This is a genomic window from Pedobacter sp. KBW06 (assembly GCF_003852525.1).
GTDB lineage: Bacteria > Bacteroidota > Bacteroidia > Sphingobacteriales > Sphingobacteriaceae > Pedobacter.
Genome location: NZ_QAJL01000003.1, coordinates 309641 through 336542, shown reverse-complemented (window position 1 = coordinate 336542; position 26902 = coordinate 309641). Strand labels below are relative to the sequence as shown.

At 39.3% G+C, this 26902-nt stretch carries 29 protein-coding genes; 20 read left to right on the top strand and 9 right to left on the bottom strand.

The window, feature by feature from the left end:
• Nucleotides 1-57: 57 nt before the first annotated feature.
• Nucleotides 58-1515 (top strand): adenosine deaminase, encoded by a 1458-nt coding sequence (locus tag DBR43_RS16280; RefSeq protein ID WP_124582658.1) that lies wholly within the window; start codon nucleotides 58-60, stop codon nucleotides 1513-1515.
• Between the two features lie 29 nt (nucleotides 1516-1544).
• Here DBR43_RS16280 and DBR43_RS16275 read toward each other — a convergent pair whose 3' ends face one another.
• Nucleotides 1545-2708 carry a GNAT family N-acetyltransferase gene (locus tag DBR43_RS16275; RefSeq protein WP_124582656.1) on the bottom strand — a complete coding sequence of 388 codons (1164 nt, stop codon included), beginning with the start codon at nucleotides 2706-2708 and terminating at the stop codon, nucleotides 1545-1547.
• A 342-nt stretch (nucleotides 2709-3050) separates the two neighbouring features.
• On the opposite strand from DBR43_RS16275, the gene DBR43_RS16270 reads away from it, so the two are divergent.
• A complete protein-coding gene (locus DBR43_RS16270) occupies nucleotides 3051-3224 on the top strand; it encodes a helix-turn-helix domain-containing protein (RefSeq protein WP_255420975.1) in 174 nt (57 codons plus the stop codon).
• Between the two features lie 137 nt (nucleotides 3225-3361).
• Here DBR43_RS16270 and DBR43_RS16265 read toward each other — a convergent pair whose 3' ends face one another.
• Nucleotides 3362-3970 carry an ankyrin repeat domain-containing protein gene (locus tag DBR43_RS16265; protein WP_124582654.1) on the bottom strand — a complete coding sequence of 203 codons (609 nt, stop codon included), beginning with the start codon at nucleotides 3968-3970 and terminating at the stop codon, nucleotides 3362-3364.
• Between the two features lie 204 nt (nucleotides 3971-4174).
• On the opposite strand from DBR43_RS16265, the gene DBR43_RS16260 reads away from it, so the two are divergent.
• Complete coding sequence (locus tag DBR43_RS16260) at nucleotides 4175-5140, top strand: hypothetical protein (protein WP_124582652.1); 966 nt, start codon at nucleotides 4175-4177, stop codon at nucleotides 5138-5140.
• A 20-nt stretch (nucleotides 5141-5160) separates the two neighbouring features.
• Here DBR43_RS16260 and DBR43_RS16255 read toward each other — a convergent pair whose 3' ends face one another.
• Both DBR43_RS16255 and DBR43_RS16250 read right to left on the bottom strand, forming a co-directional pair.
• Nucleotides 5161-5793 (bottom strand): class I SAM-dependent methyltransferase, encoded by a 633-nt coding sequence (locus DBR43_RS16255; protein ID WP_124582650.1) that lies wholly within the window; start codon nucleotides 5791-5793, stop codon nucleotides 5161-5163.
• Between the two features lie 23 nt (nucleotides 5794-5816).
• Nucleotides 5817-7043, bottom strand: coding sequence for a multidrug effflux MFS transporter (locus DBR43_RS16250; RefSeq protein ID WP_124582648.1), 1227 nt, complete (start codon nucleotides 7041-7043; stop codon nucleotides 5817-5819).
• 190 nt (nucleotides 7044-7233) lie between these two features.
• Between DBR43_RS16250 and DBR43_RS16245 the strand changes: the two genes are divergently transcribed.
• The 8 genes from DBR43_RS16245 to DBR43_RS16210 all read left to right on the top strand — a co-directional run bounded on the left by DBR43_RS16245 (nucleotide 7234) and on the right by DBR43_RS16210 (nucleotide 13787).
• The gene (locus tag DBR43_RS16245; RefSeq protein WP_124582646.1) at nucleotides 7234-7800 is read left to right on the top strand and encodes a helix-turn-helix domain-containing protein; all 567 of its coding nucleotides are present in this window, start codon (nucleotides 7234-7236) and stop codon (nucleotides 7798-7800) included.
• A 129-nt stretch (nucleotides 7801-7929) separates the two neighbouring features.
• Nucleotides 7930-8625 carry an HAD family hydrolase gene (locus DBR43_RS16240; RefSeq protein ID WP_124582645.1) on the top strand — a complete coding sequence of 232 codons (696 nt, stop codon included), beginning with the start codon at nucleotides 7930-7932 and terminating at the stop codon, nucleotides 8623-8625.
• Nucleotides 8622-9458: a phosphoribosyltransferase family protein gene (locus DBR43_RS16235; RefSeq protein WP_124582643.1), complete on the top strand. Its 837-nt coding sequence runs from the start codon at nucleotides 8622-8624 to the stop codon at nucleotides 9456-9458. The genes DBR43_RS16240 and DBR43_RS16235 overlap by 4 nt, the downstream gene beginning before the upstream one ends.
• Nucleotide 9459: 1 nt before the next feature.
• Complete coding sequence (locus DBR43_RS16230) at nucleotides 9460-10014, top strand: TerD family protein (RefSeq protein ID WP_124582641.1); 555 nt, start codon at nucleotides 9460-9462, stop codon at nucleotides 10012-10014.
• Nucleotides 10015-10020: 6 nt separating this feature from the next.
• The gene (locus DBR43_RS16225) at nucleotides 10021-10635 is read left to right on the top strand and encodes a TerD family protein (protein ID WP_124582639.1); all 615 of its coding nucleotides are present in this window, start codon (nucleotides 10021-10023) and stop codon (nucleotides 10633-10635) included.
• 32 nt (nucleotides 10636-10667) lie between these two features.
• Nucleotides 10668-11765, top strand: coding sequence for a toxic anion resistance protein (locus DBR43_RS16220; protein ID WP_124582637.1), 1098 nt, complete (start codon nucleotides 10668-10670; stop codon nucleotides 11763-11765).
• Between the two features lie 9 nt (nucleotides 11766-11774).
• Nucleotides 11775-12737: a hypothetical protein gene (locus DBR43_RS16215; RefSeq protein ID WP_124582635.1), complete on the top strand. Its 963-nt coding sequence runs from the start codon at nucleotides 11775-11777 to the stop codon at nucleotides 12735-12737.
• Nucleotides 12738-12782: 45 nt separating this feature from the next.
• Nucleotides 12783-13787, top strand: coding sequence for a TerC/Alx family metal homeostasis membrane protein (locus DBR43_RS16210; RefSeq protein ID WP_124582632.1), 1005 nt, complete (start codon nucleotides 12783-12785; stop codon nucleotides 13785-13787).
• A gap of 80 nt (nucleotides 13788-13867) precedes the next feature.
• Here DBR43_RS16210 and DBR43_RS16205 read toward each other — a convergent pair whose 3' ends face one another.
• Nucleotides 13868-14203 (bottom strand): hypothetical protein, encoded by a 336-nt coding sequence (locus DBR43_RS16205; protein WP_124582630.1) that lies wholly within the window; start codon nucleotides 14201-14203, stop codon nucleotides 13868-13870.
• A 167-nt stretch (nucleotides 14204-14370) separates the two neighbouring features.
• On the opposite strand from DBR43_RS16205, the gene DBR43_RS16200 reads away from it, so the two are divergent.
• Nucleotides 14371-14733, top strand: a complete 363-nt coding sequence (locus DBR43_RS16200) for a hypothetical protein (RefSeq protein WP_124582628.1) — start codon at nucleotides 14371-14373, stop codon at nucleotides 14731-14733.
• Nucleotides 14734-14845: 112 nt separating this feature from the next.
• Here the strand turns inward: DBR43_RS16200 and DBR43_RS16195 are convergent, their stop codons facing one another.
• The 4 genes from DBR43_RS16195 to DBR43_RS16180 form a co-directional block, all read right to left on the bottom strand.
• A complete protein-coding gene (locus DBR43_RS16195) occupies nucleotides 14846-16198 on the bottom strand; it encodes an OmpA family protein (protein WP_124582627.1) in 1353 nt (450 codons plus the stop codon).
• A 249-nt stretch (nucleotides 16199-16447) separates the two neighbouring features.
• The gene (locus DBR43_RS16190) at nucleotides 16448-17845 is read right to left on the bottom strand and encodes an MBL fold metallo-hydrolase (RefSeq protein WP_124582625.1); all 1398 of its coding nucleotides are present in this window, start codon (nucleotides 17843-17845) and stop codon (nucleotides 16448-16450) included.
• Nucleotides 17846-17883: 38 nt separating this feature from the next.
• Complete coding sequence (locus DBR43_RS16185; protein ID WP_124582623.1) at nucleotides 17884-18735, bottom strand: SDR family oxidoreductase; 852 nt, start codon at nucleotides 18733-18735, stop codon at nucleotides 17884-17886.
• An 83-nt stretch (nucleotides 18736-18818) separates the two neighbouring features.
• Nucleotides 18819-19025 (bottom strand): cold-shock protein, encoded by a 207-nt coding sequence (locus DBR43_RS16180; RefSeq protein WP_062548063.1) that lies wholly within the window; start codon nucleotides 19023-19025, stop codon nucleotides 18819-18821.
• Nucleotides 19026-19200: 175 nt separating this feature from the next.
• Between DBR43_RS16180 and DBR43_RS16175 the strand changes: the two genes are divergently transcribed.
• The 8 genes from DBR43_RS16175 to DBR43_RS16140 all read left to right on the top strand — a co-directional run bounded on the left by DBR43_RS16175 (nucleotide 19201) and on the right by DBR43_RS16140 (nucleotide 26820).
• Nucleotides 19201-19440 (top strand): hypothetical protein, encoded by a 240-nt coding sequence (locus DBR43_RS16175; protein WP_124582620.1) that lies wholly within the window; start codon nucleotides 19201-19203, stop codon nucleotides 19438-19440.
• 53 nt (nucleotides 19441-19493) lie between these two features.
• Complete coding sequence (locus DBR43_RS16170) at nucleotides 19494-19973, top strand: YMGG-like glycine zipper-containing protein (RefSeq protein WP_124582618.1); 480 nt, start codon at nucleotides 19494-19496, stop codon at nucleotides 19971-19973.
• Between the two features lie 363 nt (nucleotides 19974-20336).
• A complete protein-coding gene (locus tag DBR43_RS16165; RefSeq protein WP_124582616.1) occupies nucleotides 20337-20708 on the top strand; it encodes a hypothetical protein in 372 nt (123 codons plus the stop codon).
• A gap of 91 nt (nucleotides 20709-20799) precedes the next feature.
• A complete protein-coding gene (locus DBR43_RS16160; RefSeq protein ID WP_233602998.1) occupies nucleotides 20800-21303 on the top strand; it encodes a PleD family two-component system response regulator in 504 nt (167 codons plus the stop codon).
• Nucleotides 21304-21314: 11 nt separating this feature from the next.
• The gene (locus DBR43_RS16155) at nucleotides 21315-22379 is read left to right on the top strand and encodes a sugar transferase (RefSeq protein WP_199757104.1); all 1065 of its coding nucleotides are present in this window, start codon (nucleotides 21315-21317) and stop codon (nucleotides 22377-22379) included.
• Nucleotides 22380-22460: 81 nt separating this feature from the next.
• On the top strand, nucleotides 22461-23141 hold the full coding sequence (locus tag DBR43_RS16150) for a TolC family protein (RefSeq protein ID WP_124582612.1): 681 nt from the start codon (nucleotides 22461-22463) through the stop codon (nucleotides 23139-23141).
• 23 nt (nucleotides 23142-23164) lie between these two features.
• Nucleotides 23165-25315 (top strand): exopolysaccharide transport family protein, encoded by a 2151-nt coding sequence (locus DBR43_RS16145; protein WP_124582610.1) that lies wholly within the window; start codon nucleotides 23165-23167, stop codon nucleotides 25313-25315.
• A 194-nt stretch (nucleotides 25316-25509) separates the two neighbouring features.
• A complete protein-coding gene (locus DBR43_RS16140; RefSeq protein ID WP_233602996.1) occupies nucleotides 25510-26820 on the top strand; it encodes an O-antigen ligase family protein in 1311 nt (436 codons plus the stop codon).
• The last annotated feature ends 82 nt before the right edge of the window (nucleotides 26821-26902 follow it).

Sequence of the window (26902 nt, the reverse complement as noted above, 5' to 3'; positions counted from 1 at the left end):
ATAAATCATTTTCTTAATATTGTGGCATGGACAGAATCAGCTGCCTAAACCATATTCATGAAAAAGTACCTGGTCATCTTCTTTACGCTACTGTTTTTTTCTACTTCTGCTCAAACGGTACATCAATACCTGGAGAAAATCAGGAACAATCCTGCAATGCTGACTGCCTTTTTTTCGCAAATGCCTAAGGGAGGAGACCTTCATCACCACTATAGTGGTTCTGTGTATGCGGAAACCTTTGTGAATTATGTGATTGCACAGGATTGCTTTATCAATAGAACCACCCTGGAGGTCAACGATAAAAAGCCTTCTGCCGGACAGGAATGGGCGAGGTTAAGTGAGATTAAAAAAGAAGGACTGCTGGAAGAATATAAGTTCAGGTTATTACAAAGGTGGTCGGTTAAAGACTATAATGGGGTTAGCGGACCGTCTGACAGACAGTTCTTTGATTCTTTCAATCATTTTGACATTGCAAGTGAACACAATATTGATTCCGGTTTGCTGGAGCTAAAAAAACGGGCGATCCAGGAAAATGTCAGTTATATAGAGACGATGCTTGCCTCCGCAAAATGTGGCAGAACGGACGATTTAAGCTTAAGTTTCGATCCCCGCCTTCAGTTCGTTCAAAAACAAAATAATGCGGAGCAATGCCGGTTGTTGCTGGATACTTTGTATCAGGAACTGCTTAAAAAAGAGGTGATAGCCTGTGCAGATGACTTCAGCCTAAATACGGTAACTAAACTTCATCAATCGCTAAAAATAGACGATGACTCCTTTACCATGCGGTATCAGACCTATACGGTTAGAATTCTGGAAGCCACGGAGGTCTTTAAAAGGTTGTTGATCGCATTTGATGCCGCCAGCAAAAACCCTTTAATTGTCGGCGTAAATATCTTGTCGCCCGAAAATAACGATGTGTCAATGCGGGATTACTGGTTACACATGCAGATGTTCAAATACTGCCATAATAAATATCCTCAGGTGAAGTATTCGATGCATGCAGGGGAGCTGACGCTGGGGTTGGTCAAACCAGAAGAACTGAGTTGGCACATCAATGCTGCCGTACGTGAAGCGGGCGCTTCACGTATCGGACATGGAGTGGATTTACCTTATGAGTCAAAAAGCTACGACTTGCTGAGGTATATGAAAGAGAAAGATGTGGCTGTAGAAATTAACCTGACCAGCAATGAGTTCATTTTGAAGATAAAGGGCGACCGGCATCCAATCAGTTTGTATAAAGAATTTCAGGTACCGATAGTCATCAGTTCGGATGATGCAGGAGTATTGAGGACCAATTTAACGGAGCAGTACGTTTTATTAGCCGCCAGGTATCCTCAGTTCAACTATGAAGACATTAAAAAATTAGTCTATAACAGCATCAACTACTCTTTTATCAAAGAGCCATCAGTAAGACAAAAATTGTTGCTCAAACTGAATAAGGACTTTATAAGGTTTGAGCAAGTTATTTTAAGTCAGAAAAAAGCACCTGTATCTCAAAGCCCCGGAAAACGGTAGATGCAGGGGTAATTCTTTCAGATAAAAAGCTATATCCAATCCGCTTTTAGCAGCACAAATTGATATTCGCTAATCCATTTGCCATCTGAAAAGACACTGTCTTTGAAATACTCCCCTGCGATAAAGCCCAGACTTTTCAGCAAAGCGATCGCGGCCTCATCCTGAGCATCCACGATTTTTACAATCTGGTTCACTTCTGTTTTTTCAAACACGAAGGATATCATCGCCGATGCAGCTTCTTTTGCATAACCTTTGCGTTTTTCGGCAGGAAAAATATTGACCTTCATTTCGGCGATACAGTGCTCGTTCTTTTTGAGTTTAAGGGAGCAATCGCCAATAACCTCCTGGTTGACGGTGTTTTTTAGCACATATTTAAACCAGGAATCAGTTATGATCTTGTTCTGATGCCTTTTGGCGGGCGACAGGATCTTTATACCCGAGGCCAAAAGATAGCTCCTATAGCTGATGATGTCAAAATCCTGGCCTGCATAACTGAAATCCCGGTTTGACTGCTTGGTTTCCGGATCGGTTTTCTCTGAAATTGCGATCTCTTTATCTGCATTTAAAGCACCCGCATAGCTGCTGTCTGAAACTGCCCTTCCATCGTCTTTTACAAAAGAGATATAGGCTTCCATGTATTCGTTTGCGTGTTTCTCACTGATCTCGAGTGTATATGTGCCTTCAGTTCTTTTTGAACTGATCAATTCGTAGAAGGACTCTTTTGAATGTGGAAAATAAAGCACCAGCATCGCACGGTCATCCTTATATTGATCGACCTGACCGGCTATTACTTCCCAGCTAAAGGTGATTTTATTGCCTGTTTGACTGATGCCTGGCCGAACGGCTGCAGGAAGTGGTCCCATGCTCATCATTACCTTTGTATAATCCAGGCTGATGTTTGGATAGGTTCCCTGAATGGCGTTCTTTTTATTATAAGAAACCGCTTCATTGTATTCGTTTTTGTCTGTTCCCGCTACCAGATGACGGAATCCTATGCGGATCACAGCGAGTGAAGGGCTCAGGATCTCATTGACGAGGGTCATCTTTTGACAATTTGCTTTTCTGCCCGGAGTAAGCGGTTTGGAACTTTTCCCTATTTTTCTGATGACGTATTTACCCTTTAAGGTATAACCTACGAGATTGCCGATTTTGCCATGAAAACCGCCAAATATACCGTTTATTAATTTTCCCATATCTGTTTATTAATTAAGTTATTAATTTGTTTTAAAACAAGTTACGAAATGTTTTTTATATGATGATGATATGTTGTCTATTAAAATTAATATTTACCTCACTTTAGATGCATGGTTAACAGGTAAGTTTGACCAATGATAGACCTATCAACTACCTGTTAATGATCAAATAATCATCAGTAAAAATTAAAAGGAAATGAACAGGATATTAACCGCATAAACCAGTGATGGAAACGAAATTTTGTTGTTGGTCAGGAAGAGTGGGCTTCGTTGTTGATTCCGGCATTTCATCCGCAATAGGAGTAGTTTCGGATATGATGCGGAAGGTGACATCTATCTTTTATTCAATATTTGAAAGTGTTAAGGATTATTCATGCGATGAAATTGCTGAAGGATACAGATCTAATGGTTACAGAGATCGCTTATAGTATAGGATATTCTGATATTTCAACTTTCGGCAATACATTTTTTCAGTTGACGAATATGCGGCCAACTGAATTTAAAAGTAGGTTGTAAAGGGCGAATGGTAATTATGCTTCGTTTAACTTTATGGTCCGTAACAGATGAATATGCTGACAGGGAACTGCATGCTACATGCCGGTGAAGATGCCAAAGAGAAAAAAGTATTATTTGATTAGGTAAGGTTTTTTTCATTACAATAATTCGTATTTTTCCAATCGAAAGGTGGCCATGAAATCAAGTGCACCTGGTCGTTTATCAGATGCCTGATGTATGTCTGCACCTGCTTGTATTAATTCCTTAAATATGCTTCTTAATTGATTTAGTAAAATTCCGTTTGAGAAATCGGCAGAAGGATTATCAAGCATCTGGCGGCTGTCTAACAGCGCTCTGTGTAAGCAATTGTTACCGTATGTGTCAATTGCATTTGGATTGGCTTTTTCAGTTAACATCAGTTTTAGAAGCGATAATGCTTTGTCAAAAATGCGGGTGTCTTTTTGTAAAGTATATGAATTAAATACTGTTGCACGTATACAATCGTGCAATACGGGTGCCCTCCATTCATTAACTTCAGATGTCTCGATAAAATTTACATCTGCACCGTTTTTAATGAGAAATAAGGCAATGTCAAAATTACCCGTTTTAAATGCAACCTGAAGTCCGGATTGACCATCATCTTTTTTAGGTGGCGTAAAATTACAAACATCAATATACGCTTTATCAGTATCGACAAGTAGTGATATCGTTCGCATATCGCTATCTCTGATCGCCTTAAAAAAAGCCTTTATTTCTTTCTTTTTCATGTTTATATTTAAAGATATTATAATTTTAGAATAAATCGTTGCGATACTTTCGTTATGTTTAAAAATGTAAGCTGGTCCGGGGTAATCACATTTACGAAAAAGATTTTGATGTTACCTGTTCTAACCATCTGAGGCTTGGCTACTTGGATTGAATGGCACCTTGCATACTATGTTTTATCATTAACCAGATAACTATTAATCAAATTGAAAAAAGCAGAATTTAAAGAACGACTGTCCCAATATAGTTTAGATATCCTCAATCCAGAAAACTTTCATGATAAACTGGCCCCAGCAGTAATGGGGTATGCAGATCTTTTATTTGAGGAATTCGATCTCGATAGCTCTGCTGGAAGAACGCATATTCAAACACTTAATGGAAATGCAATAGGTACTTTTTGGGCTGCAAAATGTATCAGGGAGATTTTTAGAACCCAACGCTTTTCAAGGGCTCTTTATGCATCTGTGTTAGGAGTTAAAGACGAAAATAGGGGGCCAGTCCATGTGCTATATGCCGGAACGGGCCCATTCGCAGCACTCGCATTGCCAATTATGATGATGCTTCCGCCTGAAGACGTACAGTTTACATTTCTGGAGATTAATCCTGAAAGTATAGAGATATTAGAACGGGTGATCGATTTATTTGATTTGCATGCTTATGTTAAAAACATTCATCAATGTGATGCTTCATTATGGGATGTGCCTTCATCTGAGATTGATATTGTAATCAGTGAAACGATGTGCCGGGCGCTGGTTGCAGAACCTCAGGTAGCAATTATGCTTAATCTTGCAAGCCAATTGCCTAAAGAAGTTGTCTTTTTGCCTGAAGAAATTAAAGTCTCACTATGCAAGCTAAGCGGCAATTCCAGAGAACCGCAAAGAATTGCCGAATTGATCAATTTTAATAAAGCATCGATGTACGCTATTATCGGGAATTCCCCAATGAGAAACTGGAACTTCGATGATCAGGATATTCAAGCCAACGTATCTGAAGATGACCAGCTGTACCTGATGACAGAGATCAGGATTAATGAGGGCAATACTTTAGATTTAGAGGAGAGCTCACTAAATCTGCTGGAGAAAGTGAAGGTCAAAAAAAGGCAAGGAATGGTAAACTTGAATATTCAATACAGTCTGGATAAAAGGCCTGGTTTCAAGATAATAGAAAGATAATCCAGCTTAATTCAGATAGGTCAGGTCGTGTGATTGTTTTTTTTACATTTGATTAAAAAGAACGGGAAATTCTCCGTGATTTCTGTGATTTCAAATAGTCCCGCCTGGCCAAACTCTGCCTGTATTGATGTGCGGTCATAAAAAAACATATTGACGCCATCAAATATTTCATACCGATCCTCGCTGAGAAACCTGCCTTTTCCATAAGTCTGGGCTTCTTTCGAAATGACGGTGAAAACCATGTATCCATTTTCTGACAGCTGTGAATAGCAATCACGAATTAATTTATCCCTTTCGTTACCGTCCAATAAATGAATTAAAGCATAGCAAAATATCCCGTCATATTTGATTTGATCAAAAGGCATATCAGTGACCGAGCCATGATAGATCGTCATCTCGCTGCCGTAATGTTTTTCTGCCATTTCGATCGCAGTTTTTGAGATCTCAATACCTGTTACCGTAATTCCATTTTCTCTAAAAACCTGGGCATTCCGTCCGTAACCAATTCCAGGAATAAGGATGTTCTTCAGTGATTTTTCGACAAAAAAGTCTTTTGTCAATATTGCAGAATTAGAGGGCTCAAAACCCCACATTTCCTGCTTTTCTATAAAGCTGGATTCCCAGAATTCTGTTTTGTCCTTATCATTTGTCATACCTTATATCTCCTTATTTTATTTTAGTGAATCACCATGCCGCTATCTTTATCCGCCTGTATCTGAACTTTGATATTTCTTCTGCCCAGGAGTAAGATTAATAAAGCGACGATCGTTGTACCCGTCATGATTGCGACCATCGGAACTGCCGATTTAAGGTCAAACATACTTACGCCAAAGGAAGCCAGTGCGCCCAATCCCATTTGTACAGCGCCCATCAATGCGGAAGCACTTCCGGCATTTCTGCTGAAAGGAGCAAGGGATAAGGCCGAAGTATTCGGATTGGTGAAGCCCAGGCAGCATAGGAATAAAAAGAGCAGAATAATGGTTTCTATCAGTCCAAACCAATGGTTAATGCTGCCAAGCAGGAAAAACAACACAATGATCAGCTGGCAACTTAATGCAGCCAGGATCAATTGTTCACTTTTATATTTTCTGAGCATCAGGGTGTTGACCTGACTGGAGCCAATCAATCCTACAGACAGCAAAGCGAAGATCCAGCCATATCCTTCTTCAGAAACCTTAAAAATATCGATGAAGACCAGTGGAGAACCCGAGATATAGGCAAAGAGTCCTGAAAAAGCAAATGCTCCGGTGAAGGCATAGGTGTAAAACTGAGGTTCTTTAACTACAGAAAGAAAGTTTTTAACAATGGGAATGGGTTTTAAAGACAAGCTGGTATCGGGCTGATAACTGTCAGGAAGCCAAAGCCAGCTGGCGATGAGGTTTAGCAGGCCCAGGGCCATCAGGATAATAAATACCGTATGCCATCCCAGGGCGACTGTTACATAACCACCAATCGTAGGCGCAACCATTGGCGAAACACTCACCACGAGCATGAGTAGCGCGAATACCTTTGCATTTTCATTGACCGGAAACAAATCCCTCACCATCGCAATGGAAGCTACGGCTGCGGCACAACTTCCTATTGCCTGCATAAAACGAAGGGCGATCAGGGCATCCAGGCTGGTCGCAAACACACATCCTGCGGAAGCAAGAATATATACACTTAGTCCGATATACAGTGGTTTTTTCCGCCCGAAACGGTCCAGCAAGGGGCCATAAAGGAGTTGCCCGGCCGAGATGCCGATAAAAAAGCTGGAAAGGGACAAGGATACCCGAAGGACCGTCGTATTTAAGTCTTTCGCAATCGCCGGAAATCCGGGCAGGTACATGTCTATAGAAAAAGGACCGAGGGCCGTTAATGATCCCAGTAAAAGAATCAGGAGGAAGTATTTCTGTTTTGTCATTTGAACAGGCAAATATAGGGATTGTACTTTCCGGAAGCGTGGATTCTGGTTTCAAAGTAAAAAGATAACATCAAATCGACATTCTTCTAATTATATAACTTTTACGCAGGATTATATAAGTTGGGCGGAAGCAAAAGGTATTATTTTTGTAGTTTGAATTGTTATTTTTAATTGAAGAGAACCTGGGAATATGACGTTATATGTTAAAAATATGGTTTGCGATCGTTGTGTAATGATCGTTCGCCAACAGCTGGAACACCTCCATTTTGATGTGAAAGATATTACACTGGGGAAGGTGGAAGTTTCTCCTGAACCTGATGCACACCAGCTTCAGGACATTGCGGCTTCTTTTCATATTCTTGGTTTTGAACTGATCGATAAAGAAAAGGACCAGCTGGTTGAACAGATCAAGAATAAGGTCATTGAACTTGTTCATTATTCAGACCTTAATGAGATCAACGAAAGCCTGATGCACCTGATTGCCGATCGTTTAGACAAAGATTACGCCTATCTAAGCCGTTTGTTTTCTGATGTGGAAGGCATTACCATTGAGAAATACATCATCCAGCAAAAAATTGAAAAGGTGAAAGAACTCCTGGAATACGGGGAACTGAACCTGAACGAGATTTCGTACAAGATGGGATACAGCAGCAGTGCACATTTATCTGCTCAATTTAAATCCCTGACCGGCATGACACCCAGTAAATATAAAAACGCGGGCTCAAACCGCAGAAACCCACTGGATAAGGTGAAATAATCATCCTGAATGGCCTGAAATGCAAGACTGTGTTTATTCTCAGCTTGGTAAATTTAATTTCGAACTACAGTCCAAAATTTGTAACATTATAGTCCTAAATAAATCAGACTGGAAAATATCCCCTTGAAGATGCCTTTTTATAAACACTATTCCTTTGATCTTTGGTTAACTTTAATCAAGTCAGATCCAGCCTTTAAAATTGAAAGAACAAAATACTTTCATGCGAATTTTAATGCCGCAAAAAAAACAATAGAAGAAGTTGCGCTGGTGTTCAGGCAGGTAGACCTGATGGTGAATGCCATTAACGAAAAAACCGGAAAGAACATTGATGCCGACGAAATGTACCTGATGGTGATCAGCATCATTAATGATTATTCGACGGCCTTTCAGGACATCGATGTTGAAGGATTATATTTGGAAATGGAAGCATTATTGTTAAAACATATGCCCCTGTTATATTGTTCAGAATGTATAGACGTATTAAGCAAGTTAAAGGAATCTGGTTTAAGCACGGTGAATATTTTGAGCAATACCGGATTCATTAAGGGAAAAACATTAAGAAAAGTATTAAAGCATTTGAACTTGGATAGCCTGTTAGATTTTCAGTTGTATTCGGATGAAGTCCGTCTGTCCAAACCAAACCGCGAATTTTTTCAGCTGATGCTGGATACTATTGATCAGAAAAAACATCCACAAATCGCATTAAAAGACATCATTCATATCGGAGACAATCCGGTTGCGGATATCAGAGGAGCTGAGGCCATCGGCATCAACAGCTTGCTCATCAACTCAAACGACCTGTCCATTTCACACTTACTTTCATGATACCATACACCTATTCTTTACATAAAATCCACAACACGGATCATTTTGGGTTTGAGGCCGACGATTACAGCCGGTTTAAGTTCGGTGATGAACAGGTGGCCAGGTCATTCGGTAAAGACCTTGCGGATGGATTTATCCGGTATTACCTGACCGAGAATTTTATTACGGGACAGATCGTGGTCATTTCCAGCCCTTATTGTTTTATTCCAACGGCAACCTTTGCAATGAAAAACTATTTCGTTTCGCAACTGAACCGCTGGCTGGTAGAGCATGGCGGACTGGTTGTTCAGGAGGCCAAAGTCCACCGGACGATCACGTATAAGGAGGATTACGGAGGCCTCAGTGCTGAAGAACGGATGAACCTGATTGGAAATGACTCCTTTCATATTGATAAGGACTTTCTGGAGGGCAAAACATTGCTCTTTCTGGACGATATTAAAATTACCGGCAGTCATGAGCGGATGATCCTGAAAATGGTTAAGGAATATGGCTTGAAGAACGACATTCACATGCTGTATTTTGCAGAGCTCATGAACAAAGACATTCATCCGAATGTGGAAAATCATTTGAACTACCATCAGGTGAAATCGATTTTTGACCTGGAGGAAATCATTCAGGGAGGAAATTTCTGTATAAATACGCGGATTGTTAAATATATCCTAAATTGCGATTTTAATAGTTTTTCTATCTTTTTGGAACGTCAAAGTACAGAATTTATCAATAATCTGTACGATTTGTCATTGGGCAACAGTTACCATACGATAGAATCCTATTCGGAAAATTTGAATTACTTAAAGAACTACATACATAATAACAATTATAAATTGATTTAATATGGCGATTAACTTGCAAAAAGGGCAAAGAGAAAACATTGATGCCCCTAAATTTACAATCGGTCTGGGCTGGGATACCAATAGCTCTACGACAGGGACTGCGTTCGATTTAGATGCTTCTATTTTTATATTAGATGATCAGAAAAAATTAGTGTCAGATCAGCACCTGGTATTTTACAATAACCTGAAATCACCGGATGGCGCAGTAGAACATACCGGCGATAACCTGACTGGCGATGGTGATGGCGATGATGAGCAAATCAAAATTGACCTGACCAATATAGATGCAAAAGTTGGAGAGATTTGTATTGTAGTAACAATTCATGATGCAGAAGCCAGAAGACAGAATTTTGGACAGGTTAGAAACTCTTTTGTTCGTATTTTTGATGCAGCAAGCAACGAGGTGATTTTAAAATATGAATTGGAAGAAGATTTCTCTATCGAAACGGCTGTAGAATTCGGAAGAATTTACAAACGTGAAGGAAAATGGAAATTCGAGGCAGTAGGCATGGGCATGAAAGGTGGTTTACAAGATTATTTAAACAAATATCAATAAGAAATTATGGCAATCAATCTTCAAAAAGGACAACGTATCAGTCTTGAAAAAAGCAACGGAAGTAAACTTCAAAATATTTGTGTAGGAATCAACTGGGGTGCCATTGAGAAAAAAGGCATGTTTGGTTTTGGTAAAACTAAAGAAGCGGTGGATTTGGATGCGAGCTGTGCTTTATTCAGCGAGAGCAAACAACTGCTGGACGTGGTTTATTTCGGCAGTTTAAAATCTAAAGACGGTGCAGTAAAGCATAGTGGTGATGATTTAACCGGTGATATGGGCGGTGATGATGGCCTGGATAACGAGGTGATCACCCTGGATTTCTCTCAGCTTAACCCTGCGGTTAACTATGTGGCTTTCGTATTGAACAGCTTTAGAGGTCATGATTTCGGAACGATTCCATTTGCTTCGATCCGCATTTATGAAGGAACACCTAAAAGAGTAAACGAAGTGTTTGCTACTTACGACATTGCAAACGGTTCAGGTTTTGCCGGACATGTTTCTATGGTAATGGGTGTGTTCTACAAGAAAAACGGAGAATGGAAATTCAATGCGATCGGAGAGCCTACAAAAGATAAAAAATTAGAGGAAACGGTAAATACCGTAACACAAAGCTATTTATAAGCTCTAAAGGTTGATGATCATTTTATTAAATTATGGAAACAAACCCAAGTAATACCCAAAACCTTACACCCGTAAAACTGGATAAGGACGGAAATGTTGATCTGACGACCATTACCCCTGAAGAGACGAAAAAATACAATGAGCTGAGTAAGTCATTGGAGCCTTCGGATGTAAACTCGATCCTGAATTATGGGGTGGAGGCACAGAACTCTATGGAGAAATACAGTAATGATTTCTTATCATCTGTACGGACCTATAACAGTGGTGAAGTTGGGGGATTAATCAACGAATTGCTGACGGAACTGAATTATATCGATGTTTCTGAATTGGAACAAGGTGGTTTTAAATCTTTCATTTCAAAAATACCATTTCTGAAAAACCTGGTGGTGGATGTTAAAAAACTCTTCCAGAAGTATGATGTTGTGGTGAATAACATTGACAAGATCACCAATAAGATCAAGGCAGGACGGTTGAACTCTATTAAGGACAACAGCTCGCTTCAGACGATGTTTGACAGCAATGTGACGTATATCCATCAAATGGAGGAACTGATCATCTCAGGACAGCTTAAATACAACGATTTGAGTGTAAAGCTGGCAGAGATGGAAGGCAGGCCCGCAGATTATCAGGATTACGAAATTGCGGATTTAAGAGATTTCCTCAGCAGACTGGATAAGAGACTGGCAGATATGAAAATTGTTCGCTTTATCATGCTGCAGTCGCTGGCTCAGATCAGAGTGGTACAGAACAACAATACCTCTATTGCTGAAAAAGCACAGTCGATTGTGTCTACCACCATTCCGGTATGGAAAAACCAGCTGACCATTGCTGTGGCACTGCAAAGGCAAAAAGCCAATGTGGAAATGCAGAAAAAAATATCAGATACCACGAATACCATTTTACAGAAAAACGCGGAAATGCTGAAACAAAACAGTATTGATGTGGCTAAAGAAAATGAGAAAACGGTAGTATCTCTTGAAACCCTGAAAATGACGACCAATTCGTTGATCGAAACATTGAATGAGGTGAAGAAAATTCATGAAGAAGGTAACCAAAGCAGAAGGGTGCTGGATGGGGAATTGAAAACCCTGGAAGCAGAACTGAAGAAAAACGTTACCCGCGTTAATTAAAATTAATCAATGGATGAACGCCGTGTTTATATTTTAAAGGAATCCCGCACAGAGATCAGCCGTTTACAGCTGCTCTCTGTGTTCTTTGAGGAGGAATCTGTGTATAAAATATATCTGCGCAGCCAGGTGATCCATCAGCTGTTTGAAAACAATGAAGACCTGGATATCGATAAACTGGAACTGTTTCACGTTCAGTTTACCTCCAGTGTCATTGAGCTGCTGAGAAAGATTAAAAAAAACAATGAAAAGAATGTAAGTCTGCTTTACGATGAGATTCATCTGAATGAGGAATTGATGGAGCGGATGAACAACACGGTGTTTACCGATAAGAATTTCAATCTGGATAAACAGAAACAGGCCTTAAAGATCAATTTATCTTTAAGAAAGCTGTTCCAGGTATTGTCTGAACTGAGTACCGAATTTCCCTTTTCAAAGAACATCAATTCCTTTAGCTCCAGGTATGCTAAAGATTTCTTCTACCATATCAGTCCGGACCAGTTGAGTCAGCTGATTGACTTTGATCCTAAGGACATGTACATCGATGTGAATGCAAGCATTCAGAAGAAACTGATGGGCCTGTTGTGCAAATATGATTTTAAGACCGAGTTTTTTTATGGATTAAAGTCGGGACAGCTGATCATTGAGGTGTATAAATTCGTAGATGTGGACCGGCATTTCCTTTTCTTTCCCAGCAGGAACCTGTTCCTGTTCTGCGATTTGAATGTATTGAAGGATGTGGACTGGACCACGAACCTCTCGGAAAAGGAAAAGATCATTCAGGAGCTTTCCTATAAGAACGACAAGCTGGAAAGCAGTGCTGCGGCACTAAAGTCTTATATTCCTAAAGAAATTATTGACCTTTTAGAGGAAAACTACCTGAAAATATCAGACATCAATTTCCTGGACCATCTGAATAACTTCGATGTGCAGGCAAATATTTTAAAAGCAATGCTTAAAACCGATCTTTTTTAGCATTTTTAAAGCAAATACAAGTAAATTAAAACTATAAAGTAAAAAATGGATAATAATTTGATTAATCATCCCGGTGTACTCATCGGGTTCGCAGTGCTGATCCTGGTGATGCTGCTGCTGGATTTGGGCGTTTTTAATAAGAAGGTGCATGCAGTATCAAGCAAAGAGGCCGCAATCTGGTCTATCGTATGGATCACATTATCCATGGCTTTCAGTGGAGTAATTTACGTGACTTCCGGATTTGAGAAATTCACGCAGTTTCAATCGGCCTACTGGATTGAAAAAGCTTTATCAGTTGATAACCTCTTTGTGTTTATCCTGGTTTTTGGATTCTTTAAAGTTCCTAAAGAGCTGCACCATAAAGTGTTGTTCTGGGGAATTATTGGTGCCCTGGTATTCCGTGCGATTTTCATCTTTGCGGGTGTAGGATTGATTAACCTGACTTATCTTCCTGAAATGAAAGTATTGGGAGAGATGGTGAAAATTAACGTGATATTATCTGTTTTCGGGGTGTTCCTGATTTATGCGGGTATCAAATCATGGGTGGCAAGCGACGACGATGACGAGGATAAAGACTTTAGCCAAAGTGCAGGTGCGCGTTTGGTTTATAAGTTCTTCAAAGTAAGTAAGGAGTTTGACGGTGGTAAATTCTTTACCATAGAGAATGGTATTAAGGTCGCTACGCCATTATTGGTTGTGGTGGCAGTAATTGAGTTCACGGATTTAATTTTTGCGGTAGATTCAATTCCGGCGATTTTCGCGATTGCACCGGATGATCCACTGATCTTATATACTTCCAATATCTTTGCTATTTTGGGTTTAAGGGCTTTATATTTCCTTTTGGCCAATTTCATCCATATGTTCAGTTTACTGAAATATGGATTGGCGATTATTCTGACATTTATCGGCGTGAAAATGGTGATCGCTCCGGTTTACCATATCTCTTCTCCACTATCTTTATCTATAGTAGGAGGGGTACTGATTTTATCGGTAATTGCTTCATTGATTTTCGCTCCTAAAGAGAAAGAAGCCATCAAGGAATCAAAATAATTTTGGTGCTTTGATGGTAAAAAAAGAAGTCTGTATCATAAGATACAGACTTCTTTTTTTTAGGGAGTTGATTTAAAACTTCAGGATTGTAGAAAGCATAGCCACTCTTCTAACAATTCCTTAAAATCAGTCATTGGAATTACATCAGTCTCGTAGATGTGTACATTAGGATGATGCAACTCCATCCAAAGGTCATCAAATAATTGAGACGATGGATAATTGTCGTACTGCTCTCCATTTATTGCTTTTTCCAATTCTTCGATCAAGAATTTAGTTTCATTGATACTGAAGTAATTGATGACCTGCAGGAAGCTAAAGTCATCGATAACGTCCTTTCTACACATAGGTGTTCTTTGACCATTTCCCGGACTTACCCAATGAGAGAAAGTTAGTCCATATTGTTCTCGTTTTGTCATCACTACTGGTTTAAAAAGCTAAAAATTAGGGAATCATCTGCTGCTCCTATGGTTTTTTACGGTATACCCGCAATATAAAAATCCTGGCGTTCACGCGCGATGGATAGACTGGTATTTTTTGTTGTTATGTTGCTTTTTAAGCTTAGTTTTAGCAAAAATGATTTTTCATGCAATATTCCCTTATTCTCCATCTCAGTGATCAAAGCAAATCTTTATTGGCAACAGACCGCAATGCTGCGGTTCTTCTTACCCTGATTGCAGGTAGGGAAAAGCTGGAGTTCATGCTACAAGGCTATCATTCCAGAGAAAAGGTAAGAAGGCTCAGCTTCGAAGAGGGGAGTCTGGAGGAACTGAGAAACAATGAGTATCATGTTCAGGCAAACTATGTGCTGGAAGAATACAGTGTATGTGCTGCGATTGATCATGTAGTTGCAGAAAAGATGCGCTTGTCAGTTTATTTAAATCAGGAGGCAGGCAGTATGGAAGTTAAAGGGATTGATCTGCCGGAGCGGGAACCGGATTCTTTATAGTTGCTTCGTTTCGGCTTGTAGCTACTCCATTCAAAATGTAGTTGCCAGGATTTCATAACGCATAAAAAAAGCCAGCAATTTCTTGCCGGCCTTTCATTATTAATTGATTAAACTAGAACAAACTAAACTCAACTCTACGGTTTTTCTGACGACCAGCAGCAGTTTTATTAGTTGCTATTGGTTGGTTAGGTCCGTAACCTGTAGCTTCGATACGTGAAGCGTTTGCACCTTGTGATACTAAATAAGCTTTGATTGATTCAGCTCTGTCTTTCGATAAACGTAAGTTTAAAGCCATTGAACCAGTGTTATCTGTGTGACCAGCTAATTTTAAGCTGAAGTTTTTCTCTACTAATAAAGCAGCAACACGGTTTAATGTAGGGTAAGATTTAGCACGGATAGTTGCTTTTCCTAAATCAAATTCTAAATCTCTGATCGCTTCGCTAACTACTTTTTTGTCGGCTTCAGTAACGATGATTTTTTCTCTGATGATTGCTGGAGCAGCTTTTAATGTACATCCTGAACCGTCAACGATAGTTCCTGAAGGCGTACCTGGACATTTATCAAATTTGTTAGCTACACCATCACCGTCGTCATCTCCCATTTCCTGTGCATATTTAGCTTCCATTGCTTCTTTATCTCTTTTAGCATTTTGTTCTGCTGTAGATAAAGCTCTTCTAAGTTCAGCACTTTCTTCTGCACTTTGGTTACGTAAGTTAGCCAATGAGCTGTAGTTTTGTAACTGTGGTTTTTCTTTGCTACCCAAAGCAAATTCTAAACCTGCGTGTCCGTAAGAGAACTTATCGAATCTACCATTAACAGCATTACCATCAAATTTGCCGGTTTTAACAAAGTTCACATCGTAACCGAAGTCTAAGTTAATTCCTTTAGCGATACCTAGTTTGAAACCAGCACCTACAGGGATGAAATATCCTTCTCTGTAAGATTGTTTGTCAACCACACTTCCTGTAGTTACGTCAGCACCTGATGACATGTAACCAGCACCAGCTTTTACATAAGGAATCAAGACTGCATTCTCTCTGTTGATGCTGATGTTAGCCAGGTTATAAACCGCAGTTAAAGCTGCAGACCATTCTAATTTTGTTTCAAAACTTGAATTTGTATTGTAAAGAGGAGCTCCGGTTAGAAGATCGTTACCTGTAAAACCTCTTAAGCCTTTTACTTTACCAGCTAAGAAATCAGCTTGTAAACCTAAAGCAGGTAAAATTTGTTTTTTGATGTAACCACCATAACCCAAAGATTCTTTCGCAGCTTGATAGTCACGATTTTGACCGTTGAAGATGGTGTTAGAACTCAACACACCTGCATGGCCACCGATTGACCAGGTACGGAATTCTTTTTTTCCAAAACGACCTGTAGTTTCAGGCGTTGTATCTTGAGCGAATAATTGCGATGATACTCCCAATAGGGCAACTACCATTGCGGCTTTTGTAATGTTAGATTTCATTTTCTTTTCAATTAGATAGATGAGCATCCAGCCATTCTGCTGAACTGCTAACCTCCTTGTAATAATCCTGCCAAAGGCCTTTTTGATTGAAAATAAATTAGAATAACCTAATAATCAGTGAATTAATGTATGATTCAGAAAAATCATGAAATCTATCTTTTTTGATAAACAGCCTGTTTTTCTGTATAGTATTTGCTACAATTGTAACTTTTTGGAAAGAAATTAAAGGTATGAAGAACCTTTGCAAACTTACAATTCAAAGACTTCTCCCTTTTCCGGAATGCTCACCTGGTAGCCGATTTCGATAAGGGCATCCGACAGGCTTTGCGTGCTTTTGTCTTCACCATGAACGAGAAATACCCTTTTTAATTGTCCGGCGTCTTGTCGTTTTACCATATTGACCAGATCATTGTGATCTCCGTGACCGCTTAAAAGATCTGTTTGCTGGATGGTTGCATAGACCATCAGGTCCCGGTTCCTAAGCCTCACGATCGGATCTCCACGTAATAAACGATGGCCCAGTGTTCCTTTTGCACAATAACCTATAAATAAGATCGTGCAGTAATAGTTTTGTATGTTATAGTAAAGATGGTCTTGTATTCTTCCGCCTTCGAGCATCCCTGCAGAAGAAATAATGATACAGGGCTCATGATAATTTGAGATGGATAGACTTTCTCTTTTATCATGTACGTAAGAAAGTTCCTCGAATTCAAATTGATCTCCTTTCTGTTTATAAAATTCTTTAGCATCATCATTCACTAGTTCATGATGCCTGCGGTAGATGTCTGTTGCAAATTCTGCAAGTGGACTGTCTACAAAAATTTTGACCGGAGGCAATAAGCCCTTACTGAAAATCTGATTTAAAGCATAGACCAGGGATTGCGTTCTGCCAATACTAAATGCAGGAATAATCAGCCGGCCGGGAAATTTGATACAGGACTCATTGATCGTCTGTATTAGCTTTTGCTCCAGGCTGATCTCTGTGCTGTGGAGCCTGCCGCCATAAGTGGATTCTGAAACCAGGTAATCTACCTGAGGAATGGGTTCTGGATTTACCAATACCGGATAATTGTTTCGGCCGAGGTCTCCCGTAAAAGCGATTTTCTTTTCCAGGCCCTGATCCTGCACGGTTAATACTACAGCTGCTGCACCAAGCAAATGGCCAACAGGAATAAAGGTTAAAGATACATTGCCGTTTAAGCGGAAATCCCTGTGGAAGCCGATCGTCACAAAACGTTCTACGGTATCCATGACATGCTTCTGGAGGTATAAGGGCTGCGGGCCGGAACCGGAGCCTCTTCCGCGACGCCCTTTTGGTTTGGATTTGTTTTGTTTGCTGAGGAAAATGTTCACCGAGTCCAATAACAGCAATTCGGTCAGGTCTGCCGTAGGAGGGGTGCAAAGGATTTGTCCTTCGAAGCCCATTCTGATTAAAGTAGGCAGATTTCCGGAATGGTCAATGTGTGCATGGGTCAGGATCACGACGTCGATACTGCCGGGATCAAAAGGGAAATACTGATTTTCTTCCTGATAGGTGTCTTTCTCATAATCCAGACCACAGTCGACCAATATATTATAATCCTCTAATTGCAGCAGATGCATACTCCCTGTTACCTGTCTCGCTGCTCCCCAAATGGTCAATTTCATAGCTATGGTCTTCCTTCTTGGAGCCAAGTTATCATTTTTTATAATTTATCCGTATCCATCCAAGTTGAAAAATTACTGATAAGATATTGATAATGGAACTTTGGTGCAATATGTATGGTCGAAACGCGCTTCCATTGGAGCAGTTCATCAATAAAGGCAGGGATGGGGAGAGCGGAAACCTCAGCGGCTTTACTGTAGAAATCCTGTCTGCTGGGATGGTCTGTTGAGCATACATTATATATATGTCCGAATGCGGCATTTTTGATCAGCGAGAGGCTGAAATTCAGGCAATCGGTAAGGTGCACAAGGTTGACCGGTGCCTGTCCATTGGGAATGTCCTGTTTTCCGGCAAAGAATCGTCCGGGATTTCTGCCGGGTCCGATTAAACCTCCGAAGCGAAGGACCGTGCTGCTGAAAGTACTTTGGCCCATCAATAATTTTTCTGCCTCCAGCATGGCTATCCCTGATGCAGTGTCTGGTTGTGGGGTGCTTAGTTCTGTTACTTCGGTATTATGATCTCCATACACCGCTGTGGAACTGATAAATATAACGTGTTTTACCTGTTGCTTTTGCGCCGCCCCGGCAATCCCTGTTATCTTTTTATAAAATGCCTGCTGTGCTCCGCTGCTTCGTTTTGGCGGAATGCTGATGAGCAACAGGTCTGTATGGAAGAAATCAGGATCGTACTGCGCTGTGTCTTCCTGAAAGTCGATGAGGTAGGGCTGAATTCCCGCATCGGAAAGTATAGGCAATTTTTCGGCTGTGGTACTGGATCCTTTCACTGAATAGCCTGAAGAGATTAGTTTTTTGGCGAGGGCTAAACCGTACCAACCGCAACCGAGCACGCTGATGGTTTGTATTACTTGGACTGAGGGATCAGTATTGGACATTCTTATCGTATTTATGGGCTTAGAAGTAAATAAAAAAAGGGGTAATGCCTGGACATACCCCTTTTTTATAAAATGAATTAAGACTAAAGAACTGTTACGTTTGACGCTTCAGGACCTTTTTTTCCTTCATTCAATTCGAATTCTACGCTGTCTCCTTCATTCAACTCTCTGAATGAATCTCCTGCAATCGCAGAAAAATGTACGAAAATATCTTTTCCTCCATCTTCTGGAGTTATAAATCCAAATCCTTTTGCAGAATTAAACCATTTAACTTTTCCTGTTGTACGCATATTATTATATATATATTTCGATGTGAAAATAATGAATAGAATATTAATATCAAAATCTTAAAATAGGGGGCAGTGTAGATTAAATTTTTGGTCTTTAATGTTGTTAAAACCTATTTAAACGAAGATTGTTAAGGTATAAAGAAGCAACTGTTCGGGGAAATATAAAACTGATAAAATGAATAAAGAGACGAATCCTGAAGAAACAAGACCGATTGCAAATGGCGACAGACCTAAAAAGAGGACTTATGAAGAGCCGGATAATCTGGGGCTGGATGCTGACCAGTCTTCGGAAAGCTTCTCTTTTTATAGTCATTTGAATACGGATAATGACCGTATTTCGGGGAATCCAGACGGTGAGGACGATGATCATGACACAAATGAGCGTAGTGCTTATTCCCCATTGATGGACAAATAAGCACTTTGGCATCATTTTTACAGTATACCTGTATTAATCTAAATACTATAGTTATGAAAAAGATATTTTCAGTAGCGGCATTGGCGATAGTTTTATCAGCATGTTCAAACAATGCCAAGCAGGAGGCGATGATCAGGCAACAGGCAATTGTTGCGGTAAAAGACAGTCTGAAATTGGATAGTTTTAAAAGAGCAGATGCCCGGGAGAAAGAAAGATTGGCCATAGTTAAAGAAGAAAAAGTCAAAGAAGAAAAAAGAACACTTTTACTTGCCGAACGGAATGAGGCAGCAGAAAGAAGCAACAGGAATATTTCGGCGAATAATGAAGCTCCGGTAAAGGCCAAGAAAAAAGGCTGGAGCCAGGCTGCCAAAGGTGCTGTCATTGGTGCCGGAGCAGGAGCTTTAGGAGGTATTCTGATCGATAAAAAAGACGGCAGAGGTGCAATCATAGGTGGAGTTGTGGGTGCGGGTACAGGTTATGTAATCGGCAGGGCACAGGATAGAAAATCAGGAAGAGTACAGCCGAAGAATTAAGTATAAAATCTGCTTTAAAAAAGCCAGGTAAAATCCNNGGATTTTACCTGGCTTTTTTTATGGACTTAGAATTTATCTGCTCTTTTTATGCCCTGAATTGGTTTTTTAGGCTCGCTGACCAAGAAAATGGTACGATTCCCATATTTTAAAATTGTAGAAAATTGCCCACAATGGGGCGGTTTTTGGGAAAATAAACCACTTGAAATAAAAAGCAATTGAGAAAATTTAAAATTAATAAAATTGAGGAAAACCCTGTCAGCGTGCTTGTTATGGTTGTTTTATTCCCGAATGTTAGCTATTGTTTTCGGCTAATGCTGTATTGGCTTGGTTTTTTCCTTTATCAATTCGTAACCACGACCTAAAATGAAAATTCAATACACATTATTGCTTTTTATTCTTGTGTTTTTAAGCAGCTGTAAAAAGGATACTTCGCTGGACAATTTGTCCAATGTGATTCTTAAACGGGAAGGGCTTTTAAGAGTGGAATGTAGTGACTGTGAAGTCAACTATCAGGTTTATAGTAAAGCGTACAACGTAGAGATTGATAAGGGAAGTAATGACATCGCTTTTTTCTATTCAGGTGATTTTGACCTGAAGACTGAAGTGGTCTCAAAGGCGAATCAGAAGATCCGGTTATTGGTGATCGATTCTTTTGGCAGGGTGATCTCTAATGAACTGAATACATGGGCTGAGGGCGAAGTTCGTAAGCAAACGTTTATGATCAACGTCAAATAAATCAATATCAGAGATTATTTAAGAGAAATTCTTTGTTTATAATTTACAATGGACAAAGCTTAATTAGGGGTTTAACTAGAAAAAAAGTATTATGTTTACAGATAGAATCGTTAACAGAACAATGACCACCGAGGAACCTGAAACAGCGAATTCTCACTATTTTGATAAATTTTTATCCTGGGGGTCAGGAAAGAAACATACTAAAGAATACATGGAAAGTAAACCGGATCATAAAAAAAGTATACTGATCGTAGACGATGAGCTAAGTATTCTTAAATTATTGAGTTTCATTCTCGCATCAGACTATGATCTGATCATTAAGAAGAGCGGAATCGAAGCGATCGCATGGCTGGAAGAAGGGAATGACCCGGATCTGATCATCTCTGATTTAATGATGCCTTATTTTGATGGCAGCACCCTGATCAGAAATCTTAAGTTAAGTGGCTTTTACAGAAACACTCCTGTTATATTATTGTCTGGTGCAGAGGATCTTGCTGATAAAGTAAAGCAGATGCCTTTTAAAATAGATAGTTATATGGAGAAACCTTTTAACCCGGCAGTTTTAAAATCTCAAATTGCCCAACTCATTGCATAATGACAACGTCTATGATTAACCGCCCTCAGATAAATGCAAAAATTGTGCATTTTGGAAAACTCCTTAAAGTGGTCATCGCGGAGGAGTTTGATGCCAACGTAGATCATATGGATGATCCACAGGACTTTAAGCGGTACCTTGATCAACAGTCTTTATTGACTTTGCCTGATATCATTTTAATCGAGGTGGACGACAATAAGAACTGTTTCGACCAGATCAGGGAAATAAAAAAGAACCCTTTATTACAGGGACTCATTATTGTACTGTTAGGTATCAAAGAAGACCGGAACTGGAGAAAAAAAGCATTGGAATTGAAAGTTAATGATTATTATACTTATCCTTTTCCTTTGGAAGACTTTTGTGAAAGACTTAATTTTTTAGTTAAATTTAAGTTGATCAAACCTAAATTGATGGAACTTGCACAACAGGTAGAAGTTGAATACCAGATCCCGTGGACAAAGCGTGCATTTGACCTGATTGCTTCAGGACTGGCGCTCTTGTTTTTATTCCCGATTTTTATTGTCGTTGCCATATTTATTAAACTCGAATCTAAAGGAGCTGTAATTTATAAAAGTAAAAGGGTAGGCGCAGGTTATAAGATCTTCGATTTTTATAAGTTTCGTTCCATGAAGAGTGGTGCAGATCAAATGGTGGCATCTATGGCCAACCTCAATCAGTACGCCAGTGAGTCTGATAACAAGAATGGTAAAGCTGCTTTCGTAAAGTTTAAAGACGATCCCCGCATTACCAAATTGGGTTCTTTTCTAAGGAAAACGAGTATTGATGAATTGCCTCAACCGATCAATGTTTTTATCGGCGACATGTCGCTGGTAGGAAACAGGCCATTGCCTTTATATGAAGCGGAACAACTCACAACCAATGAGTGGTCTACACGCTTTCTGGGCCCTGCGGGATTAACCGGATTATGGCAAATCAGTAAACGTGGTAAGAAAGATATGTCTGAAACCGAGCGTAAAGAACTTGACAACTATTATGCAGACAATTATTCGATCCTGCTTGACTTAAAGATCATATTGAAAACCATACCTGCCTTGATTCAAAAGGAACAGGTTTAACCACATTGGATTCTCCATACTTTTTAAAGTAAACTAAACATAAATAAACGCTTAAACACATTCTATAAAACATATTGAATCATGAAAAATCTTTTTAAAATTGCATTAATAGCCTTAATGTTTATAAATTTCAGTACCCACGCTCAGGAGTCAATAATCGGAGAGATTAAATATGGTGACTTAGAAAAATATATCGCTCTTGCAAAACAAAACTATCCAAGAAGAAAGGCCATGAATGAAACTGTGGTAAAAGCGAAAGCAGAGCTGCCTATTACTGCACTTTCTTACCTTGATATATTTAACGGATCTTATTTTTACAGACCTCAGCAAAAAACGGTTCTTGATCCGATAAACCCTTATAATGTAAACGGATTTCAATTTGGAATTAACGTTAACCTGGGTTCTTTTCTTCAAAAACCTTTCGCTGCAAAAAAAGCTAAATCTGATTACAAAATTGCACAATATCAGGCAGAAGAGTATGAACTTGGTCTTGCTGTTGAGGTAAAGAAAAGATATTATGTTTATATTCAGCAAATAAGTCAATTGAAAATTTATACTCAAAGTGTTCAGGATAATAAAAATGTTGCTGATAATCAGTTGTATAAATTTGAAAAAGGCGAGATTACTTTAGATACCTATAATCAATCAAGAATAAACCTTACCAATGCCAACACGTCAAAAATTCAGGCCGAAGTAAATTTATTAGGTGCGAAAGATGCGTTGGAGGAAATCATAGGGGTGAAACTTTCTGAAGTAAAATAGATAATTATTTTTAAAACCTTATAATGGATATTAAAGCATTTTTAAAACTTCTGAATAAATATAAATGGCTGCTGGTACTTGTACCGGCAGCTGCAGCTGTCATCACCTTTTTTTTAGTAAAGAATCTTCCAAAAGAATACAGTTCAGAAGCTCAGATTGCAACAGGTTTAGTAGACCAATCTAAGCAGGTGGTCGCCGCAGGAAATCAGAATGCCGATTTCTTCAAAATAAACCAGCAGTTTTCTAATATTATTGAAAGAATGAAAATGAGAAAAATCATGAGCATTCTTTCTTACAATTTAATGTTGCATGATCTTGAAAATCCAAAAGATCCTTTTACTCCATATAGTAAAAAATTAGATTCTCTGGACAATACCCAACGTCAGGAAGTAATCCAGCTTTTTAAAGAAAAATTACAAACCAAAAGGGTAATTACCATAGCCGATAACAAAGGAAAGTATAAGCTTTATGATATGCTGGGCTCTATGGGCTATAATAAGGAAGATATTGAGAAAAAGCTCAGCATCTACAGACCGGATAACAGTGACTTTATCAATGTGGATTATGTTTCACAAAGTCCTAAGCTTTCTGCCTTCCTGGTGAATACCTTATCGGTAGAATTCATCAATAACTATGGGGTTGATGTGAATACCAATCAGAATAATTCAATAGAATTATTAGACTCTCTTTTGAAAAAGAAGGAAGCAGGGATGAATCAAAAGAATGCAGCCCTGAAAGAATTTAAGATGAAGAATGGCGTACTGAATCTGGATAAACAATCTGAAATAGTCTATACGCAAATTTCTCAGAATGAAGAACGTAAAGCTCAGGCCATTCGTGAGATTCAGTCTAATCAGAACGCCATTATAGATATTGATGCCAAACTCAGAGGCCGTGATACTTTTTCAGGTGGGAACTCTACCGTGGATAATAAAGAGATCGTAAATCTGAAGAATCAGTTGAAAATTGCGAATGACGCTTATATTGATGGGAACTTCAAAGTAAGTGAAAAGAAAAAGATGGATTCACTATCCAGGATCATAGATAGGTTAAGCAGCAGAATCTCTGATGATAATGTAACTAACCCACAAGCTTCAAGGCAGGGACTGGTTCAACAGAAGCTCGCTTTGGAAACTGCAGTAAGCCAGGCAAAAGGAAGCATCAGGTCAATCGACAATGAATTGGCGATGCTAAAAGCAAAATACAATACAATGGTTCCGTTCGATGCCGGGATTCAGAATTTTGAACGCGATGCTGAACTTGCGACAAAAGACTATATGGCCTCTCTGGACTCCTACAATCAGACCAGAACCGAGCAAAATATTGCCCTGAAACTTCAATTGGCTCAGATCGGACTGGAAGGCTCTGCTTTACCTTCAAAGGGGATTATGTATGTTGCCCTTTCTGGAATTTCAAGTTTTTTTGTTTGTTTTGCCGGTATAGTGGTGCTGTTTCTTTTGGACAATAACATTCGTGATGCAAGACAATTGGAAGCCGCTACTAAGTCGCGTGTTCTTGGGAGTCTGAATTACATGAACAATGCGGATCTGAGCATGAGGAATATCTGGAATGACAATAAGAACAATCCGGAATATACAGCTTACCGGGATCTGGTGAGGTCGCTGAGGTTTGAAATTTCAAATACTTTTGAAAAAGACAATACTAAAATTTTAGGGGTAACCAGTTTGACCGATAAAGAAGGGAAATCTTTTATATCGAGTAGTTTGGCCTATGCATTTGCGATGATTGGTAAAAAAGTTTTATTGGTCGGCGGAGAAACAGAAGTGGTAAAATCAAATTCAAAGGAACTTGCTTTACGTCAGGATTTTGAAACGTTTTTAGTGAAGCGACAAATTCAGACGGAAGATTTGATCACGGTATTGAACAAGAACGATAATAACTCCTCCTTGCTTGAAATGCAGAATGCAAAAAATCTCAAGGCTGGCTTCGAAGTGTTAAGAGAGGAATTTGATGTCATTATCATCGATGTAAATAGCTTACGCGATGTAAATATTGCCAAAGAATGGTTGTTGTTTACAGAGAATAACATTGCGGTGTTTGAATCTGGTAAACCGATCGCAGATCAGGACAAAGAGTTGATTGATTATATTAAAGAAAGGCCTGGTTTTATAGGTTGGGTTCTTAATAAGATCGTATTACATAAAATAAAGTAGTCATATTAATATCAGTGGTTTTTTTTAATTTTTAAAATTTTGCCATTCGAAAATAACTGAAAATTATAACGATCACAATGATCCGATTTTTATCATCCTTATCACAAACGTGGCGGACAGTGATTTTTTCTGTATTCGGGTTGCTAATCTCACTGGTTGTGAGTCTTTTAACCTTTGCTTCCCCAATAGCTCCAATGATACTGATTGTTGGGGCATTGATGGTTATATTCATCATTTTTCTATTTAAAGATCCTTCAATAGGCCTTACAGCGCTGACGGTTTATTGTTTTATTTTCGGGATTTTTGCCCGGGAGATCGGAGGGATTCCTTATGGAATTGGGATCGAAGTATTCTTGCTGCTGATTTGGATTGCAGTAATTATTTTAAACCAGCAGTTCAATTGGAAAAGCCTCAATAACAATTTAACAAAGCTCATGCTGATCTGGTTCATCATTAGTTTTGTTGAGATCATCAATCCTGCAGGAGCAAGTGTAAGAGGCTGGCTTCAGGAGATCAGGAGCACCGGCCTTTTTCCGATTTTGATTATACCGCTGGTCTTTTTGTTGTATAATTCCAAAAAGAAGCTGGACCTGTTTTTAATCGTTATTCTGTCTTTATCTTTTCTGGCCACTTTAAACGGGCTGAAGCAGCAGTTTATAGGCTTATCGCCAGGTGAACAACGTTTTTTAACGGAAGGTGGCGAAATTACCCATGTTTTATGGGGCGTTCTCCGTGTTTTCTCTTTTTATAGTGATGCAGGACAATTTGGGGCCTCTCAGGCTTCATTTACACTCATGGCCATTGTATTGGCTGTTGGGCCTTTCCAGTGGTGGAAACGGTTAATCTTGTTAATTGCGGCAGGTCTTTTCTTTTATGGAATGTTGATTTCCGGAACAAGGGGAGCGCTTTTTGCTTTAATTGTCGGGGCATTTTTTGCGATCTTTCTCACCAAAAATATCAAAGTCCTGTTTGCCGGACTAACCGTTGCATTGTTGTTTCTTGCTTTTCTTAAATTTACTTATATTGGAAATGGAAGTTACCAGATCTATCGGCTTCGCACGGCCCTGGATCCGAAGGAAGCTTCTTTAAATGTGCGGATTAACAACCAAAAGATCATTGGGCAATACCTCGCCTCGCGTCCATTTGGAGGTGGGTTGGGTGTGATTGGAACCTGGGGGAAAGAATACAATAAAGACAAGTACTTATCGACGGTAGAACCTGATAGTTATTGGGTTAAAATCTGGGCGATGTATGGTATTGTGGGATTCACCATTTGGTTTTGTATGATCATGTATATTTTTGGTCAGTGCTGCGGGATCATATGGAATATCCGTAATGAAGGCTTAAGGTATAAAATGATCGCGATGATGTCTACCTGCGCAGGTATATTCTTTTGTAGTTATGGAAATGAGGTGATGAATGCGATGCCTTCGTCGTTGGTGGTATCTGTATGTCTTGCTTTTATTTTCCTTAGTCCTAATTTTGACGATAAACCCGAAACGTAATGCCATTTGAGATTTTTTTAATTCCTGGTATGATCTGCTTTGCCGTTGCCTTTTTCATGCAAATAAAAAAGAAGAAGTAACT

Excerpts from the sequence above, each read along its gene's own strand:
- DBR43_RS16280 (WP_124582658.1), top strand. The coding sequence starts at position 58 with ATGAAAAAGTACCTGGTCATCTTCTTTACGCTACTGTTTTTTTCTACT.
- DBR43_RS16275 (WP_124582656.1), bottom strand. The coding sequence starts at position 2,708 with ATGGGAAAATTAATAAACGGTATATTTGGCGGTTTTCATGGCAAAATC.
- DBR43_RS16265 (WP_124582654.1), bottom strand. The coding sequence starts at position 3,970 with ATGAAAAAGAAAGAAATAAAGGCTTTTTTTAAGGCGATCAGAGATAGC.
- DBR43_RS16255 (WP_124582650.1), bottom strand. The coding sequence starts at position 5,793 with ATGACAAATGATAAGGACAAAACAGAATTCTGGGAATCCAGCTTTATA.
- DBR43_RS16250 (WP_124582648.1), bottom strand. The coding sequence starts at position 7,043 with ATGACAAAACAGAAATACTTCCTCCTGATTCTTTTACTGGGATCATTA.
- DBR43_RS16245 (WP_124582646.1), top strand. The coding sequence starts at position 7,234 with ATGACGTTATATGTTAAAAATATGGTTTGCGATCGTTGTGTAATGATC.
- DBR43_RS16240 (WP_124582645.1), top strand. The coding sequence starts at position 7,930 with ATGCCTTTTTATAAACACTATTCCTTTGATCTTTGGTTAACTTTAATC.
- DBR43_RS16235 (WP_124582643.1), top strand. The coding sequence starts at position 8,622 with ATGATACCATACACCTATTCTTTACATAAAATCCACAACACGGATCAT.
- DBR43_RS16230 (WP_124582641.1), top strand. The coding sequence starts at position 9,460 with ATGGCGATTAACTTGCAAAAAGGGCAAAGAGAAAACATTGATGCCCCT.
- DBR43_RS16225 (WP_124582639.1), top strand. The coding sequence starts at position 10,021 with ATGGCAATCAATCTTCAAAAAGGACAACGTATCAGTCTTGAAAAAAGC.
- DBR43_RS16220 (WP_124582637.1), top strand. The coding sequence starts at position 10,668 with ATGGAAACAAACCCAAGTAATACCCAAAACCTTACACCCGTAAAACTG.
- DBR43_RS16215 (WP_124582635.1), top strand. The coding sequence starts at position 11,775 with ATGGATGAACGCCGTGTTTATATTTTAAAGGAATCCCGCACAGAGATC.
- DBR43_RS16210 (WP_124582632.1), top strand. The coding sequence starts at position 12,783 with ATGGATAATAATTTGATTAATCATCCCGGTGTACTCATCGGGTTCGCA.
- DBR43_RS16205 (WP_124582630.1), bottom strand. The coding sequence starts at position 14,203 with ATGACAAAACGAGAACAATATGGACTAACTTTCTCTCATTGGGTAAGT.
- DBR43_RS16200 (WP_124582628.1), top strand. The coding sequence starts at position 14,371 with ATGCAATATTCCCTTATTCTCCATCTCAGTGATCAAAGCAAATCTTTA.
- DBR43_RS16195 (WP_124582627.1), bottom strand. The coding sequence starts at position 16,198 with ATGAAATCTAACATTACAAAAGCCGCAATGGTAGTTGCCCTATTGGGA.
- DBR43_RS16190 (WP_124582625.1), bottom strand. The coding sequence starts at position 17,845 with ATGAAATTGACCATTTGGGGAGCAGCGAGACAGGTAACAGGGAGTATG.
- DBR43_RS16185 (WP_124582623.1), bottom strand. The coding sequence starts at position 18,735 with ATGTCCAATACTGATCCCTCAGTCCAAGTAATACAAACCATCAGCGTG.
- DBR43_RS16180 (WP_062548063.1), bottom strand. The coding sequence starts at position 19,025 with ATGCGTACAACAGGAAAAGTTAAATGGTTTAATTCTGCAAAAGGATTT.
- DBR43_RS16175 (WP_124582620.1), top strand. The coding sequence starts at position 19,201 with ATGAATAAAGAGACGAATCCTGAAGAAACAAGACCGATTGCAAATGGC.
- DBR43_RS16170 (WP_124582618.1), top strand. The coding sequence starts at position 19,494 with ATGAAAAAGATATTTTCAGTAGCGGCATTGGCGATAGTTTTATCAGCA.
- DBR43_RS16165 (WP_124582616.1), top strand. The coding sequence starts at position 20,337 with ATGAAAATTCAATACACATTATTGCTTTTTATTCTTGTGTTTTTAAGC.
- DBR43_RS16160 (WP_233602998.1), top strand. The coding sequence starts at position 20,800 with ATGTTTACAGATAGAATCGTTAACAGAACAATGACCACCGAGGAACCT.
- DBR43_RS16155 (WP_199757104.1), top strand. The coding sequence starts at position 21,315 with ATGATTAACCGCCCTCAGATAAATGCAAAAATTGTGCATTTTGGAAAA.
- DBR43_RS16150 (WP_124582612.1), top strand. The coding sequence starts at position 22,461 with ATGAAAAATCTTTTTAAAATTGCATTAATAGCCTTAATGTTTATAAAT.
- DBR43_RS16145 (WP_124582610.1), top strand. The coding sequence starts at position 23,165 with ATGGATATTAAAGCATTTTTAAAACTTCTGAATAAATATAAATGGCTG.
- DBR43_RS16140 (WP_233602996.1), top strand. The coding sequence starts at position 25,510 with ATGATACTGATTGTTGGGGCATTGATGGTTATATTCATCATTTTTCTA.